The organism is Flavobacterium enshiense, from assembly GCF_022836875.1.
Taxonomy (GTDB): Bacteria; Bacteroidota; Bacteroidia; order Flavobacteriales; family Flavobacteriaceae; genus Flavobacterium; species Flavobacterium enshiense_A.
In genome coordinates, this window is sequence record NZ_CP090376.1 from 2196794 (window position 1) to 2212009 (window position 15216).

21 protein-coding genes are annotated in these 15216 nt (G+C 29.9%); all 21 read right to left on the minus strand.

What is annotated here, in order from left to right:
* Positions 1 to 33: 33 nt before the first annotated feature.
* Positions 34 to 489, minus strand: a complete 456-nt coding sequence (locus LZF87_RS09765) for a hypothetical protein (protein WP_244338735.1) — start codon at positions 487 to 489, stop codon at positions 34 to 36.
* 174 nt (positions 490 to 663) lie between these two features.
* Positions 664 to 1356 (minus strand): hypothetical protein, encoded by a 693-nt coding sequence (locus LZF87_RS09770; protein WP_244338736.1) that lies wholly within the window; start codon positions 1354 to 1356, stop codon positions 664 to 666.
* 187 nt (positions 1357 to 1543) lie between these two features.
* Positions 1544 to 2395 carry a hypothetical protein gene (locus LZF87_RS09775; protein WP_244338737.1) on the minus strand — a complete coding sequence of 284 codons (852 nt, stop codon included), beginning with the start codon at positions 2393 to 2395 and terminating at the stop codon, positions 1544 to 1546.
* 191 nt (positions 2396 to 2586) lie between these two features.
* Positions 2587 to 2847 (minus strand): hypothetical protein, encoded by a 261-nt coding sequence (locus LZF87_RS09780; RefSeq protein WP_244338738.1) that lies wholly within the window; start codon positions 2845 to 2847, stop codon positions 2587 to 2589.
* 255 nt (positions 2848 to 3102) lie between these two features.
* The gene (locus LZF87_RS09785) at positions 3103 to 3558 is read right to left on the minus strand and encodes a hypothetical protein (RefSeq protein ID WP_244338739.1); all 456 of its coding nucleotides are present in this window, start codon (positions 3556 to 3558) and stop codon (positions 3103 to 3105) included.
* A gap of 165 nt (positions 3559 to 3723) precedes the next feature.
* Complete coding sequence (locus tag LZF87_RS09790; protein WP_244338740.1) at positions 3724 to 4170, minus strand: hypothetical protein; 447 nt, start codon at positions 4168 to 4170, stop codon at positions 3724 to 3726.
* 172 nt (positions 4171 to 4342) lie between these two features.
* The gene (locus tag LZF87_RS09795; RefSeq protein ID WP_244338741.1) at positions 4343 to 4786 is read right to left on the minus strand and encodes a hypothetical protein; all 444 of its coding nucleotides are present in this window, start codon (positions 4784 to 4786) and stop codon (positions 4343 to 4345) included.
* Between the two features lie 137 nt (positions 4787 to 4923).
* Positions 4924 to 5451, minus strand: a complete 528-nt coding sequence (locus tag LZF87_RS09800; protein WP_244338742.1) for a hypothetical protein — start codon at positions 5449 to 5451, stop codon at positions 4924 to 4926.
* Positions 5452 to 5648: 197 nt separating this feature from the next.
* Entirely contained in the window at positions 5649 to 6233 is a 585-nt protein-coding gene (locus LZF87_RS09805; RefSeq protein WP_244338743.1) for a hypothetical protein, read from the minus strand.
* Between the two features lie 162 nt (positions 6234 to 6395).
* Entirely contained in the window at positions 6396 to 7349 is a 954-nt protein-coding gene (locus LZF87_RS09810; protein WP_244338745.1) for a hypothetical protein, read from the minus strand.
* 166 nt (positions 7350 to 7515) lie between these two features.
* Complete coding sequence (locus LZF87_RS09815; RefSeq protein ID WP_244338747.1) at positions 7516 to 8139, minus strand: hypothetical protein; 624 nt, start codon at positions 8137 to 8139, stop codon at positions 7516 to 7518.
* An 81-nt stretch (positions 8140 to 8220) separates the two neighbouring features.
* Positions 8221 to 8721 (minus strand): hypothetical protein, encoded by a 501-nt coding sequence (locus LZF87_RS09820; RefSeq protein WP_244338749.1) that lies wholly within the window; start codon positions 8719 to 8721, stop codon positions 8221 to 8223.
* A gap of 140 nt (positions 8722 to 8861) precedes the next feature.
* Positions 8862 to 9596: a hypothetical protein gene (locus LZF87_RS09825; protein WP_244338751.1), complete on the minus strand. Its 735-nt coding sequence runs from the start codon at positions 9594 to 9596 to the stop codon at positions 8862 to 8864.
* Between the two features lie 499 nt (positions 9597 to 10095).
* Complete coding sequence (locus LZF87_RS09830) at positions 10096 to 10563, minus strand: hypothetical protein (RefSeq protein WP_244338753.1); 468 nt, start codon at positions 10561 to 10563, stop codon at positions 10096 to 10098.
* A gap of 739 nt (positions 10564 to 11302) precedes the next feature.
* A complete protein-coding gene (locus LZF87_RS09835) occupies positions 11303 to 11590 on the minus strand; it encodes a hypothetical protein (RefSeq protein WP_244338755.1) in 288 nt (95 codons plus the stop codon).
* A gap of 171 nt (positions 11591 to 11761) precedes the next feature.
* Complete coding sequence (locus LZF87_RS09840) at positions 11762 to 12148, minus strand: hypothetical protein (protein ID WP_244338757.1); 387 nt, start codon at positions 12146 to 12148, stop codon at positions 11762 to 11764.
* Positions 12149 to 12179: 31 nt separating this feature from the next.
* The gene (locus LZF87_RS09845) at positions 12180 to 12536 is read right to left on the minus strand and encodes a hypothetical protein (protein ID WP_244338759.1); all 357 of its coding nucleotides are present in this window, start codon (positions 12534 to 12536) and stop codon (positions 12180 to 12182) included.
* A 179-nt stretch (positions 12537 to 12715) separates the two neighbouring features.
* Positions 12716 to 13159 carry a hypothetical protein gene (locus tag LZF87_RS09850; protein ID WP_244338761.1) on the minus strand — a complete coding sequence of 148 codons (444 nt, stop codon included), beginning with the start codon at positions 13157 to 13159 and terminating at the stop codon, positions 12716 to 12718.
* 185 nt (positions 13160 to 13344) lie between these two features.
* Positions 13345 to 13779, minus strand: a complete 435-nt coding sequence (locus LZF87_RS09855) for a ribonuclease E inhibitor RraB (protein ID WP_244338763.1) — start codon at positions 13777 to 13779, stop codon at positions 13345 to 13347.
* A gap of 94 nt (positions 13780 to 13873) precedes the next feature.
* Positions 13874 to 14329 carry a hypothetical protein gene (locus LZF87_RS09860; protein WP_244338765.1) on the minus strand — a complete coding sequence of 152 codons (456 nt, stop codon included), beginning with the start codon at positions 14327 to 14329 and terminating at the stop codon, positions 13874 to 13876.
* Between the two features lie 187 nt (positions 14330 to 14516).
* On the minus strand, positions 14517 to 15176 hold the full coding sequence (locus LZF87_RS09865; protein ID WP_244338767.1) for a hypothetical protein: 660 nt from the start codon (positions 15174 to 15176) through the stop codon (positions 14517 to 14519).
* Positions 15177 to 15216 lie beyond the last annotated feature (40 nt).

Sequence of the window (15216 nt, forward strand, 5' to 3'; positions counted from 1 at the left end):
AATCCCTGAACCCGCCATTTCTTAAAACCGCTGTTAGCGGCTGTTTCTTTTATTAAAATATAAAATTAGATTTCCAATAAAATTTATTCCACAACTTGACGTCCATAAATAATATCCGATTGCATAAGTTGTAATCTGTTTGTGTCCACCACCTTCATTTGCAATGATATCACCAAAAAGTAAAAAGGAAAGAGAGAACAATAATGCCAATCCACTAAAAATCAATGTCTTTTTTGTATTTCCAAATAGTAACGTTCCCCAAGAAATTAATAAAAAAGGATTTGCCAACCAAGATATTCCAGCACCAAAAAGATTCATCCATCCCAATAGGAAAGCGATTAGACCAAAAGATCCAACAGACTCTTCGTTGTTGTTTACAAGATATGTATTTTGAGTCAGAGAGGCTATAAACAGTAATGCACTTAAAGAAAATGTCAAAATTTTTAGAACCTCGATTTGTTTATTATTTAGTTCTGTATTTTTTTCCATTTTTTTTACGCTCATTTTTTCGTGAAATAGCCGCTAACGTCCCGCCGGCTTTAAGAAGTTGGGGATTTTTATTCCTGGACCATTCCATTAGGACTGAAGTTAAATATACAAAAAGACCGTTCCATTAAACACTAAAGCCCCAATTTCTTAAAAACCGCTGTTAGCAGTAGTTTTTTAGTTTATTGTAATTCCTGATATTCTTTTTGGGTCATTTTCAGTGAACCTAGTTGAAAATTTAATATGTGAATCGCCAAATACTGCAAATGTTATCAATTCAGTAATTTTGTTTTGACCTTCAGTTGAAATATTAATACAATGCAAATCAATTTTTTCAATTTTGTTAAAAGCGGATTGATTTTTAACAACTAAAGTTTCAATGATATTTTTATTAAACTCATCAATGTTAATTGTTTTGCTATTTAAATGATTTTCTAAATTATCAAATTTTCCGTTTTTTAATTTCTGAATGAATTCTTTAGTAATTGTAAAGTACTGTTCAACTTTACTGAGCTCTTTTATTGAATAATTATATTCAAATTTTTTATTAGGTGTTTCAATACTTACGACAATTAAATCTCTATCATTTCTTTCATCTTGATTTAGATTATCAAATAGTGTTTTTGCAGCAATTGATGCTAAATATTCAGCAGGATAATTTCCATTATTAATATCAGCGACATTTTTTATTTTAATTTCGTAAGAATCTATTGATCCTTTATCAGTACTGGTGTAAGTTGATATTGATGTTGTAACATCATTTGAAGCACAATATTCTGCAATTAAATTTCCAGCTTTCGATAGATTTTCATAGTCTTTACAACTTGTTAATGATATTGTAATTAAAATGCTTAATAATATTTTTTTCATTTTGATTTATTATTGATTATTCGATTTACTGTTGGGATAAAATTTCTGCTAACGTCCCGCCGGCTTTAAGAAGTTGGGGATTTTTGTTCCCGAGCCATTCCATTAGGACTGAAGCCAAATATACAAAAAGCACGTTCCATTAAACACTCAAACCCCAATTTCTTAAAACCGCTGTTAGCGGATGGATTTATTTTTTAGGGATAAATTTATATTTTGAATTCTCAATGCCATAAAATGTGATGTAATTATATGAGAAATATTTGTCATGAAAAGTCAATGAATCTTTTTTTGTAATTTTCTTTTTAAATTCATTTGGCGAAATGTAAATTTTCACAGAATCACCATCTTTAAACTTCTTATAGAAGTTATCTACGTCAAATCGGTTGCTATTTGGTATAAATTTAAAAGTATTGAATGGATTTATTACAATTCTTTTAAAACCTGATGATCCCTTACCTCCATATTCTTTATCTATCAATATTCCAGAAATTGTAATAAAACCTTCTTTTTCAATTGAAGAGTCGTTGTCAATATTTTTTAAATTATAATTTTTTCTGGCGAATAAAATTATAGGTGTTATGATTAGAATTGCTAAAATAAAAACAATAATAAATTTAAAATCATACTTTTTTGTATTGATTTGTTTTGAAGAGTTTGATAATTTTTCGAGCAATTCTTTATACCCGTTTTCACCTTCTCTTATAGTAATTGATTGATTTCCGAGGTATAAAATAATTTTTTCTTTTTTCTCCTTTTTATCAAGGTAGTTTACTTTTTTGAAAGTAATATTTTCATAAGAGTATTTTTTAAATTTAGAGAAAACATTAGCCCTAAATTCAATCAATTCATGTGAAAACATTATTTGATAAGTTGATTTTAAAATATTGTATGATATTACAATTAATTGGAAGAAAAATATAGGTATAAACGTTAAGTCAAAATAAATATGTTGGAATGAAATTAGCATTGCAATTATTAACATTGCCAAAATGAAAAAATTAACTCCGAAACTGTCTGAATATTTCTTTTTTAATATCATCGTTATTTCAAGCTTTCCGCTAACGTCCCGCCGGCTTTATGGAGTGGCGGAATTTTTATTACTGATGTCTACAAATATACCTAAAAGACTGAATGAAAAAAGCCTCTTTCGGAGAAAGAAATGCAAACACTGACCATTACTGATAAACACTGAACCCAGCCATTTCATAAAACCGCTGTTGTGTGCTGTTTTTATTTTCGGTTTAATTTTTTTCCATAGATTATTAAAATACTGATAACGGAACTTATTGTTATAGTTTTTAAATTTTTAAATTCTGAAAATACTATTTCCTTTTTAGTTGGAATCTCTTCATTTCCAATAAATGCAATTTGAGAATACTCTGTTTGATTAAAGTAAGAATGATAAAATATTTCATAAACTCTATAAAAACCCACAAGTAAAATTAATATGGAAGCTATTATGAGAAATAAAATAATTGAGCGTTTTGACATTTTTTTGGTTTATTCTTAATTACTTTTTACATTCTTTTTTAAGCAAACTATTTTTTCTAAAGTCACGTTTGGCAAAATAGCACACAACGTCCCGCCGGCTTTGAGCTGGTGGGGATTTTTGTTACTGTTGCTTACAAATATACCTAAAAGATTGAAAGAAAAAGTTGAAAAATAGGAGAGAAGTGCAAACACTGACCATTACCGATAAATCCCTAAAACCCCACTTGCTCAAAACCGCTGTTGTAACCAGTACCTTTAATTAGGTTTAAATTTTATTGTGTCATTTTGATAAATTACGGCTAATGTATCAGTTTCTGTGACTTCACCGTTTTCAACTTTAATTTTGTTTGTTTTCGTAAGTTTATAATTCTCAACCTTATATAGTTCAACGTCTTCTTCTGTAGATTGATTCGTGAAGATATCACTAAAAGTTACTATTAGGAAAAGAAAAATGTAGATTATTGGAAAGCATAAAATTAGAAACAGTATATTTTTGAATCTCAATTTATTGTATGGATTTTCTTTTTCAAAGAATTTATTTAAAGAAATAAAGAAAAAGAAGAAATAGAAAATACCAAGAAAATTTAAAATGTATTCTATGATTGGAATTTTAAATATTCCAGCTACAATTAAAAAAATTAAGAGTGTTACAATCTGAATTATTATGCTAAAAATAGCAAGATGTTTTATATTGAATTTTAAAGTTTTCATTTTGGTGGTATTGGTTACAACGTCCCGCCGGCTTTAAGAAGTTGGGGATTTTTGTTCCCAAACCTTTCCATTAGGACTAAAGTCAAATATACAAAAAGACCATTCCATTATACACCCAAACCCCAATTTCTTAAAACCGCTGTTGTGCGACGTTTTTTTGAGTTATTATTCAAATCCGTAATCTGATTTAATCATCTCATAGGAATTGTTGTTGTAGTTATATTCAGCTTTATTTTTCACAATATGTTTGAAGCCAGCATTTAGTATTTTTGTTGTATCACCAATTTCTTCATTTAGCTGAATTCTCGAAAAATTAGGTTTTTTATTTGATATTTTTACTTTGAAAAATCTAAATGAATATTGTTGACTAACAGAATTGTCAATTTCAGAAGAAGTATATTTTTCTCCATTATAGAAATAGTAATATTTGATATGTGTTGCATTTCTATTTTTCGAAATTTCAGAAATTTTACAAACAGTTTCATATTCATTCTCTTCAATTTCTTTTTCGATTTCGTTTTGATCTATTACGGAAATTATTATCAAAATTGCTATAATTAATAATGGTAGTAACCTTAGATAATCTTTTCCCGACCATTTGATATTTTTCATTCGATGATTTACAGATATTAATTATTGTGAACACATAATACTTTCTCGTTTCGTTCGGCCAAAATGTCGCACAACGGCCCGCCGGCTTTAAGAAGTGGCGGATGATTTGTTACTGATGTTCACAAATATACCGAAAAGTTTAAAGAGAAAAAGTAAAATTAGAGCAAAGACTTTAAAGCCGAAAGTTTCCTGATATAACTGAACGCAGCCATTTTATAAAACCGCTGTTAGCAGCTGGTTTTTTAATTTCAGTTTGTGTACTAATAACGTCAGTAAGTAAATCCATTAGTTCACTATGCTTATCCCACCAATCATCATCTCTTTCTTCTTCTTGAACTTCATAAAGCTTAAAAACTTTATTCATTTGAATCTTTTTCAGTTCAATGTACTCTTTAGAGCTGCTTAAATCATTTTCGAAATGAGTATGAAACATTAATCCATATATTCCAAAAGTAATAGCAAATGGAATAGTTCCGCATTCTTTTTCCAGGGTTATTCTGGCTCCATCAATGTTTTCAATATCGACTATAATTTCACCACCTTCTGAACCAAGTGTCCCAATTGTATTTCCGTTATCTATATCGATCCAGTTATTTTCTATTTCGGATTTTATCATTGCTATTTCGTACAGTTTGGTAAACTTGCTGCTAACGTCCCGCCGGCTTTGTGGCAGGTGGGGATTTTTATTACTGATGTTTACAAATATACCGAAAAGACTGAATGAAAATACCTCTTTCGGAGAAAGAAAAATATTCACTGACCCTTACCGAAAAAGACTGAACTAAGCCATTTCATAAAACCGCTGTTGTGCGTTCGTTGTTTCTCATGATTAAGTTTCCAAAATCGTTTTCCTTTTCGAATACTGAAAATTTCAAATTCTGTAAACCTTTCTCCAACTCCAATAATTATTTGTAAATCATTAATATTCCATAACTCTGTTGGTCTTCCATATCCATCATCTTTCCATTCGCTTGGATTTCCAAAATATGTTTTCATGAGCTCCGAATATTTTTCATACGTTTTCCAAGGCTCACCGTTTTGTTCTTCAAATTCTACTGATTCGAGTTTGTTATTGTAGTTATTGTAATCATTTCTAATGACAGACACATTAAGTCGTTGTCCGCCTAAACATAATTTATTGGGCCACTTTAAGATGTATCCATTTCCACATATTTCAGGATTATCAATTTTCCGAAGTGTCTCAAAATCTTCAGACCATAATAAAGTGTTTCCAGAATCTTCAAAGTGTATTCCTTTATCTAAATTAAATGGTGTTTTCATCTTGCAGTTTTTTTACAATGACGCACAACGTCCCGCCGGCTTTGTGTCAGGCAGGGATTTTTATTACTGATGTTTACAAATATACCGAAAAGTCTGAAAGAAAAAGTTGAAAAATAGGAGAGAAGTGCAAACATTGACCATTACCAATAAATCCCTAATCCCCCGCTTGCACAAAACCGCTGTTGTGCGTTCGGCTTTTATTTTTTATTATATAAATCTCTTTTTCTTACCCAACCCTTAGTAAGTTTGATTCCATTATATTCAACTAAAAGCCATTCTCCTCTGTCTTCGATTACACCAACAGCGTCCAAATCTGTTATGTATGCTTTTCGTTTTGTATTTTCTTTCGGTTCTTTATAAAAGTATGTTTTATCGTTCTTTGCAATTCTTATATCTTCCCATTTTTTTAGAATCATAATTTCGAATATTGCTCCATCTTGTGATGCTCCAGCGCAAGCCATATCACCAAGAAGGCTTTCGCTAAATTTCAAGATAAATTTATTTTTCCCTTCACAAGTTAATTTCCCTGTAATTTTTTCATCCTCATCTTGCCAAATTGCGATAACATTTATTGATTTGTCATTTAATGTTTTGTAATTACCTCTAAACTCATATATGCAAGAAATTTGTCCATCTCCTGTACTTGAATTAAAATATCCAATAATTTCTTTTTTTGCATCGTTTCTGACAAGAATTAATTCATTGTATATTCCAGTTTCAGGAATTTGTCCCAAACAATTTATAGTAAGTAATAAAAACAAAAATTGTAATCTATTTTTCACTTAGGATTTAGTTTTTTTAAGCTGACGCACAACGTTTTCGGGCTTTGCGTTCGGGCGGGTTTCTGAACACAAAGTTTCAATTTATTACTAAAGTTTATTAGAAGCACAAAACACCAAGTTAACACATCAGTCCGCCTGACGCAAAACCCGTGTTACCACCAGTTATTCTTTCATTTCGCATCTGTTTTCAATTACGTTCAATAGTCTGTCTTGAAAGTCAGTTAATATTACGTCACCCCAAAACTTGCCATAAAAATTAATTGTTGAAGTCAACTGATAACTTGAGGAAAGAGTCAATTTTACTTGTCCGTTTTTTAACTCGGTCAGTTCGTATGTTGCGTCAACAAAGTTGAAATAGTTGCCATTTAGGACATGTTGGTCAAATACCTTTTTTCGAACAGTTAAAGGGTCAATTTTTATGTTAAAGGAAACTTTTCTATTTTCTTCATATTCAGTGATTGTTTCAACGAACATTAAACCACCTTCAAAATTTCCTATTCTTTGTCCGCCAAGTTCTTTTTTGTCAACAGTTGCACTTACTGGTCGGGGAATCCCGATTGAATTGAAAAAACCTGAATTATATTCTTTCGGGTCAATTGTCTTAACTTCTACAATATTATTCCAAATTTTTCCAGGTGTTGCGTCAATGATAACTTCACTTTTTACATTGTAAATGTCAGAAGGGCTTTGTATGTATTCTTCGATAGGTGCGACTAGAAAAGGCAACAAAACCAAGGTCAGAAGTTTTCCTTTACTATTTTGTCTGTTAATCTGGACAATTCTATAAATTAAGGCTCCAACTGTTCCTAAAATAAAAAATGGTGCTGCAAGAACCAATAGACAAATGAAGTCCTCAATACCAAACAAAAACATTGTCAAAAAGAAAGTCGAAACTGTCAGCCAAGGAATAAAAATTATGTTCTTGTAAGATTTGAGCTTGTCATTGTCTGCAAACATTAAAGGTATAATTCCCAAAATTGTGGGAATGATAAATAAATATGTCACGGAAGCCAAAGTTGCTTTTTCTCCGAATACTAACCTTGTCACAAGTCCGTATGCAATACCAAGAGCAATTCCGATTATTAAAAGTCCGTATTTCTGTTTCAGTCGTGTCATTTTATAATTGGTGATAACCTCCCGCCGGCTTTAAGAAGTTGGGGATTTTTGTTCCCGAACCATTCCATTAGGAGTGAAGTCAAATATACAAAAAGACCGTTCCATTAAACACCAAACCCCTAAACACCAAACCCCCAATTTCTTAAAACCTCTGTTAGCAGTAGCCTTATTTGTATGTTCCTGTGGCATAAAATTCATCAGCAAAAAAGTAATCATTCATATTGGTATTGTTTAATTGATCTCTTAACTCTTTCATTTGATAATTTGCTTTCAACATATTCCCATTTTGTAATTCTAAAATAATGAAAGGTTTACCTTTTAATGTTTTGTCAATTTTGTTCATTGCTTTAACAATATCAAAATTGTACTTAGAATCAATGTTTACATCCCAATAAACAACAATCTTTTTTTCTATAATTTCTATTGGAAAATGTGCCCAACATTCTGGAGTAAATTCGATGGAAAGCGTTTGTGGATTTTCCAGGTTAAAATGCAAAATAGATGAAGGAGAATTTTTTTCAAATTTTACCCAAGGCACACTATTTTTATCATTTATAACCTCAAGAATATTTTTGAAATATATTGAGTCAATTGTCTTTTCAGTTTTCTGCTCAACGATTACATTAGATTTGTTATGCCTAGTTTTGTCACTGCAACTAAACATTAATAAACTTAAACATAAGATTGGGAGTTTTCTAAACATGCTGTTTTCGTTCAGTTTGTCTAAGGTTACTGCTAACGTCCCGCCGGCTTTAAGAAGTTGGGGATTTTTGTCTCCAAACCATTCCATTAGGACTGAAGCCAAATGTACAAAAAGATCGTTCTATTAAACACCCAAACCCCAATTTCTTAAAACCGCTGTTAATTGTAGTTATTCTTTTTCTTTTTTAGTATTAACCACCGTCAAATTTAGAATATTTCCTTGCAAGTCAATTGTAGTAAAGATTTCTATCCAATCTTTAATATCTTTTCCTTGTAATTGATATATGTTTTCCCATGTAGTTTCATTGTCATTTAATATAATTTTATGCTTTGGTCTATTAGAACCATAACATAATGGTAAATGGTTTTGAATATTTATCACTCCATTTTTTGCATATTTTCCCCAAATACTCTGTAAATAAATAGATCCTTTAGGTAAAACTTGAAGTGAAGATGGATGTTTAGGATTAATTTTAAAATCTTTCAAATCAATTTCAGAAAGAGGACCAACAACCTTTCCATCGACTAAGATTAATGGATTCTTTTCTAAAATATCATTTTTATATTTCTCTTTTGCAAACTCATTAAGTTTAACCCATTGCTTTTCATTAGGTTGAGAATGACAAACTAATGCTATCAAAAAGAATATTATGGATAAAGTTTGTCTCATAATTACAGTTAACGTCCAGCCGGGTTTGTGGGTGTGGGGATTTTTGTTCCCAAACCATTCCGACAGGAGTGAAGCCAAATATACAAAAAGACCATTCCATTCTAAACCAAAACCCAAATTTCTTAAAACCGCTGTTATGCCTAGTTTTTTATTTTTAGATATTCGCTAATGTCAACGTAATTGTATTTTAATTCTATTATTGGTGTTAGATTTTTTATTGCGTTTGGGAGATAACATTTTTCAATTATTTCTAGATGATATGAGTACAAAGCAAATGAATTTAACTCAAATGAATTGTCACAATCACTGTAATGCTCTAATGCCCATTCATAGCTGTCATCATCAAGCCCTGATTCTTTGTCAAGTAGCATTTTTTTCAACTCTATTCTCTGTTCGTCATATTTTTTGTCCTTGTCTGAAATAACAAGATTTTTGAATTTTCCCGTTGTATCGATAATTTCGTTAATTGTTACATATTTACCTGTTGTCACAGAATATGTAAAATAGTCTGTCCAACTTGTGCAATATGCTCCGCAACCTTCAGCACTAACATTTAGTGAAATAAGTCCATTCTTTAAGTAGGTTACTTCAAAGTCAAGATAGATTATTTGGTCGTCAGCCCATTTGATTAATGTCGAGTCAGTTGGTAAGTTAGGAAACTCATTGTTTGTAAATCTGTTTTTCAAGTCCTTATTTATCAATCTGTCAATTTTCAAATTACCAGTTTTAATTAAAGGGAATTTCAATTTGTTATTTTGAAGCTGAGTGAATTTTTCTCCTTTAGGAAGGAATATTGTATCTATACTAATTTTCTGTCCGAATGAGTTCAGTCCAATAGTCAGAAGAAATATTATAGTTAAGATTTGTCTAGTCATTTTAAAATTAAGAGTAATGTACCACCGGCTTTAAGAAGTTTTGGATTTTTGTTTCTTTAAATTGTTTTATCACAAAGTCAAATATACAAAAAGACCGTCCCATTATACATCAAAACCCCACTTGCACAAAACCGCTGTTAGCTGGAGTTTTATAAAAATTATAGTTTAAAAAAATAAATAGTTCCCATTACAATTACATATAAAAAAATAATTAGTACTAAAGGAAATGCAATCCAATTAATTCTTACTTTTTTATCGTTGTAGAATAAGATGATTAAAATTATTCCAATTAGAAAAATAGGTAGTCCCGCAATTAATGAATATGGGTTTAAGCATAATAATCCTCCTATGGTAATTAATCCTTTTGATAAATATGACTTTAGTTTTATTGTTTTATTATTTGTCATATTGGAGGGTTTTGAGCGTTATGATCTTAGTTAATAATAAAATAATTACTGATTATAAAATTCTTAAAAAACCGCTGTTAGAAGTAGTGCCTTTAAAATTGAAGAGGAATTCGTTTTAATTCTTTCCAATTTTCTCCACTTATTAGATCTACAGTTTCTTTTGTTGAGAATAATTTTTCGTATGCCAGTTTTAAAAAAGTATCTTCTTTATCTTGTTTTTCATGGGGAATATTGTATTTGTCGCTTCCAATTTTATAGATAAAAAATGAAAAACCATAATCTGTATAATACGGTTCTTGTTTAATTACTATTTTTAAATTCTTGGAATTGTTTACATAAATATGTTGAGTTGCCCATTTTTGACTATTAATTTCGGAAACCTTAATTTCTTCTAAAGTATAGTCATATTTGTCGATTAAGATTTGAAATAATTCTTTGCCTTTTACGTTAAAATTATCAATTTTATTTTCTGACATATAGTTGTAGATGAAGTTTGTAACGGCATTACTGCTAACGTCCCGCCGGCTTTCAGAAGTTGGGGATTTTTGTTCCCAAACCATTCCATTAAGACTGATGTCAAATATATAAAATTGCCTTTAAATTTTGCCTAAAACCCCAATTTCACAAAACCGCTGTTGTGCGATCGCTTTTATATTTTGTTATCCTCTTTTAGTTTATCTAAATAATCACTTGAATTTCCGTTCCAATAACATTTAATACATCGATTATTCACGAATTCATGTTCACAATTTTCGTAACCATATAAAATGTTTGAACATTCGGGACAAAGATTTTCCATCGATGATGAATCTTTATAAAATTCACTTTTGCACTCATCACAAATTTTTATTTCATGTATTTCTGAACTCATAGTTTATTTTTAAATATTCTATCGTAAAATAGTATAACTAATAAAAATAGGATTATTATTAATGGTGTAAGTTTCATCTCAGTTTTTACGTTATGACTTGAAGCCATAACACAGATCCAAAAAAAGACAACTATTAATATTGCTAAAATTAATATTGATTTAAATAGTATTTTCATTTAGATGCGTTTCAAAATTTATCTCCAATATTTTTACAGATTTCAGAGTTGTTTCTTAGTTTTTCAGTTGCGTACTGTTACACAAAGTGTCGCAATACGTCCCGCCGGCTTTGTGGCAGATGGGGATTTTTATTACTGTTGATTACAAATGTACCGAAAAGTTTGAAAGAAAAAAGTTGAAAAAGAGGAGAGAAGTGCAAACACTGACCCTTACCGATAAATCCCCAAAACCCCGCTTGCACAAAACCGCTGTTAGCTGTAGTTGCTCTTTATCCATTCATTAATTTGGTATCCATAAATAATAAAAATAATTAATTCGATGATTTGAATAATTATTATTGAAAACAAAACTTTGAAAACCATTTTAGGTTTAAATCGGCTCAGATAAATATTATTTGATATTAATTGAAAAATACCAAACATAATATTAAATGCAATAATAGCTAAATCTCCGCCCGACATTCCTGCACAGCGATAAAAGATAAAAGCAAACATAAAAATTGAAATCAATATATTAAATACAATAAAATTTTTAAGCATTTTATATTGTTTAGGTTTTGTATTTCGTTAGTTTTCATTTCGTTTGGCCAATTACAGCTAACGTCCCGCCGGCTTTCAGAAGTTGGGGATTTTTGTTCCCATTCCATTCCATTAGGATTGAAGCCAAATATACAAAAAGACCGTTCCATTATACACTAAAGCCCCAATTTCTTAAAACCGCTGTTGTGCGACGTTTTTCTTTTCAATTAACCATTTTTGACAATTTATTCTTTGATTTTCTTTTTTAAAATGTGGCAAGTGTCTTTCGATTTCATTTATGCAAAAAGCAAAAATAGTTTCATCGTTTAGTCCTATTAATTTATCACTTTTATTAATTTCAAATTTTTCAATCAAAAAAAATGCGGTCCACACATTGATCCAATATTGTCCTTCTTGTAGGTAAGTGTAAAAATCTTCTAAAGTCCTAGTTTCTTTATAGTAAGTTGTAATTTCATCTAACTTTTTATAAATTTCATTTTCTTTTTTATCAAATTGAAAAGGTTCTATATCATTTTGATAAGCTATTTTACAAGTAACTATATAACTGTTAGAGTCCATTTAAATTGAAATGTTTAGGTATTAAAATTATCTAATTTTTTTTTGATAATTCAGCTTCAGTTTTTGCTCTTTTTTGAAGAATAAATTTTATTAAGTTCAAGATTCCTAAGCTTGGTAAATACATAAATATTCCAACAACTAAGTATGTATATAACGTTCCTGCTATAATATTTTCAAATTTGAAATTTGCTTTATTCCAAGCCCAATTTACAAGTATCAAAAAAATAACAATAAAAACTTGAATTATAAGAGATTTGTTAAGGATTTTAATCAATCTAGTAATTGAGAATTTTTTAAAAATTTCAGTTTTGTAAATATTCCATACAACTGGAATTAAAAATAATAATATTACAAGAACAGTAACTATTTCTATATCTCCTACTATCATATTTTTAGCTACTATTTCGTTTTGTTCGGTCAAAATGTCGCACAACGTCCCGCCGGCTTTAAGAAGTTGGGGATTTTTGTTCCCGAACCATTCCATTAGGACTGAAGTCAAATATACAAAAAGACCGTTCCATTATACACCCAAACCCCAATTTCTTAAAACCACTGTTACCAGCAGGCTTAATATTCTGTATCCCAATTTCTATATGAATCAAAGTTTTGCAATAATTTATAAGCTACAATACTTGTCGTTTTTGATTTTAATTTTATTCCAAGAAGCTTTTCTTGATGATTTTTAAAATATATTAATTCATATGGACCGTTGAAGATTTTATTCTGACATTTTAAATTCAATTTTGCGACTTTTTGATTATCAAAACTTAAGTTCCATTGAGTATTGTCTGTTTCGTCTTCCGCTAAATAATTATAAATTTCTGGAATTGCGAATTTCTTTTCATAAAACATAATATAATTTACAAGTAAATCATCTTTACAATCTTTTCCATTATATGACATTTCATAAATAGCCCATTGGCCAATTAGTTTTTTTGAGGCTAATTCTTCACGAGTTTCACACGAAATTAATAAAAATATAAAGGTAATAAGGTATAGATATCTAAGCATAATATGGACAGTATAGTTTTTAAAGTCATTTTTGGCAAGCTTGCTGGTAACGTCCCGCCGGCTTTAAGAAGTTGGGGATTTTTGTTCCCAAACCATTCCATTAGGACTGAAGTCAAATATATAAAATTGCCTTTAAATTTTGCCTAAAACCCCAATTTCACAAAACCGCTGTTAGCGGTAGTTTCTTAACTATCGATATTTCCTATGTCAAATCCATCATAAGATTCTAAACCATATTTATCGGCTAGCTCATAGAAATATTTATTTCTTGCATCTAATGAGTTAGGTGTATGGATTTCAATTTTTTCAATATGAAGATAAAAGAAAGGAGTTTCATCTTCTTCAACTTCAGCATCAAAAATATCTACGATTTTAAATCCAATATTTTCCAGGATTCCACTCACTTTCAAAAGTTTATTTTTGCTTTCGTCAGTAAAAAAATACCCGTATAGCAATGGTTTTGATGTGTCAAAATCATCCTTGTTTTTTAAATCATTAAAAAAATCAATTACTGTTTCTATTGTTATCATTGTGCGCTTGTCGTCATTTTTGGCTGAAATTACCGCTAACGTCCCGCCGGCTTTGTGGAGTTGGGGATTTTTGTTCCCAAACCATTCCATTAGGACTGATGTCAAATATATAAAATTGCCTTTAAATTTTGCCTAAAACCACAATTTCACAAAACCGCTGTTAGTGGCTGTGCAAATTTATTAACTATTCTTCAGAAATTATCGAGTTATATTTTAAGGAAACATCAGAAGCCTTGTCGTCAAATATTCTTTCCAAACACCACATACATGGATAGATTAAATTTTTTCTCCAATAGTATGGAAATGTATCTTCGCCAAATTCATTGCGTTGTCTTTTTAAATAACCTTGTTCATGATTTTTTTCAAAGACTTCTATAATATATAATCCGAAAGCCATTGCAAAGCCAGGTAGAAGATGTTCATTTTTTGTGCCGATGTATTCTTTATTTAGTTTAATCAATACTTTGTCTACATTTTTCAAAGATTCATCAGAATAATTTAATTTATAACTAAAAACTTTAGCTAATTCAATTGCATGCTGAGCACCTTCTTTTTGGATTTTCAACACTTCACCATCAGTTTGTTTATGAGTGTTTTTTGGTGAGCTTAAAAGCGAAAATATTGATTTAAGTAATTTCATTTTGTTTGTTAACTAGTTGATTTTACGTCATTTTTGGGTGCATTGCCACTAACGTCCCGCCGGCTTTAAGAAGTTGGGGATTTTTGTTCCCAAACCATTCCATTAGGACTGAAGCCAAATTTACAAAAAGATCGTTCCATTAAACACTCAAACCCCGCTTGCACAAAACCGCTGTTATAAGCCGTTTTTATTCTGGCCATACAATAGTCATTTTTTGATTATCAATAAATTTTAATTCTGTATAGAGTTTTGTTTTTTTATTTTCCAACTCCTTTATTCTATCTCCACAATATTTATAAATAACCTTATCGTTATTAAGTAGTTTTTTATAGAAGAAAACAGCAGAATCTTTTTTATTTATTGATTCATAATAGTTTCCAATATACCAAAGATATTCATCATTTATTTCTGCTGCTTTATTTAAATCGGATAAGCATTTTTCGTATTCTTTTAACTTTAAAAATGCTCCCGCTCTTGCACCTAATGATTTAGGGAAATTTATACCGCTTTTTGTAAATTCTTTTACGGCTTCGTTTAGACTGTCATTTTTATATAATATGTCGCCTTTTACAAAATGTAAATCTTGAATATCAAATTCTTCAAGTTGTGGATTATTCGAAATTATTCCATCTATTTTTTTATATGCCAAAATTTGATTTTGTTTTGAAACTTCGTAGATATTATTAATTAAGCTGTCCCATTCTCGATTTTTCGCATTTATTTTTTTACCTTCTTGTTTCAAATTCTCTCTTGTATTATCTAACATTCGATCTATTTCATCTCGATTGTCATATTTACATGATGTAAATACAAGTAGAAGTAGAATTATAAAAGTTTCGTTTTTCATAAAATGGCTTATAACGTCCCGCCGGCTTTGTGGAGTTGGG

Excerpts from the sequence above, each read along its gene's own strand:
- LZF87_RS09865 (WP_244338767.1), bottom strand. The coding sequence starts at position 15,176 with ATGAAAAACGAAACTTTTATAATTCTACTTCTACTTGTATTTACATCA.
- LZF87_RS09845 (WP_244338759.1), bottom strand. The coding sequence starts at position 12,536 with ATGATAGTAGGAGATATAGAAATAGTTACTGTTCTTGTAATATTATTA.
- LZF87_RS09775 (WP_244338737.1), bottom strand. The coding sequence starts at position 2,395 with ATGATATTAAAAAAGAAATATTCAGACAGTTTCGGAGTTAATTTTTTC.
- LZF87_RS09800 (WP_244338742.1), bottom strand. The coding sequence starts at position 5,451 with ATGAAAACACCATTTAATTTAGATAAAGGAATACACTTTGAAGATTCT.
- LZF87_RS09855 (WP_244338763.1), bottom strand. The coding sequence starts at position 13,779 with ATGGAATGGTTTGGGAACAAAAATCCCCAACTCCACAAAGCCGGCGGG.
- LZF87_RS09860 (WP_244338765.1), bottom strand. The coding sequence starts at position 14,329 with ATGAAATTACTTAAATCAATATTTTCGCTTTTAAGCTCACCAAAAAAC.
- LZF87_RS09810 (WP_244338745.1), bottom strand. The coding sequence starts at position 7,349 with ATGACACGACTGAAACAGAAATACGGACTTTTAATAATCGGAATTGCT.
- LZF87_RS09830 (WP_244338753.1), bottom strand. The coding sequence starts at position 10,563 with ATGGTTTGGGAACAAAAATCCCCAACTTCTGAAAGCCGGCGGGACGTT.
- LZF87_RS09850 (WP_244338761.1), bottom strand. The coding sequence starts at position 13,159 with ATGCTTAGATATCTATACCTTATTACCTTTATATTTTTATTAATTTCG.
- LZF87_RS09780 (WP_244338738.1), bottom strand. The coding sequence starts at position 2,847 with ATGTCAAAACGCTCAATTATTTTATTTCTCATAATAGCTTCCATATTA.
- LZF87_RS09840 (WP_244338757.1), bottom strand. The coding sequence starts at position 12,148 with ATGGACTCTAACAGTTATATAGTTACTTGTAAAATAGCTTATCAAAAT.
- LZF87_RS09770 (WP_244338736.1), bottom strand. The coding sequence starts at position 1,356 with ATGAAAAAAATATTATTAAGCATTTTAATTACAATATCATTAACAAGT.
- LZF87_RS09785 (WP_244338739.1), bottom strand. The coding sequence starts at position 3,558 with ATGAAAACTTTAAAATTCAATATAAAACATCTTGCTATTTTTAGCATA.
- LZF87_RS09790 (WP_244338740.1), bottom strand. The coding sequence starts at position 4,170 with ATGAAAAATATCAAATGGTCGGGAAAAGATTATCTAAGGTTACTACCA.
- LZF87_RS09820 (WP_244338749.1), bottom strand. The coding sequence starts at position 8,721 with ATGAGACAAACTTTATCCATAATATTCTTTTTGATAGCATTAGTTTGT.
- LZF87_RS09795 (WP_244338741.1), bottom strand. The coding sequence starts at position 4,786 with ATGATAAAATCCGAAATAGAAAATAACTGGATCGATATAGATAACGGA.
- LZF87_RS09835 (WP_244338755.1), bottom strand. The coding sequence starts at position 11,590 with ATGCTTAAAAATTTTATTGTATTTAATATATTGATTTCAATTTTTATG.
- LZF87_RS09765 (WP_244338735.1), bottom strand. The coding sequence starts at position 489 with ATGGAAAAAAATACAGAACTAAATAATAAACAAATCGAGGTTCTAAAA.
- LZF87_RS09825 (WP_244338751.1), bottom strand. The coding sequence starts at position 9,596 with ATGACTAGACAAATCTTAACTATAATATTTCTTCTGACTATTGGACTG.
- LZF87_RS09815 (WP_244338747.1), bottom strand. The coding sequence starts at position 8,139 with ATGGAATGGTTTGGAGACAAAAATCCCCAACTTCTTAAAGCCGGCGGG.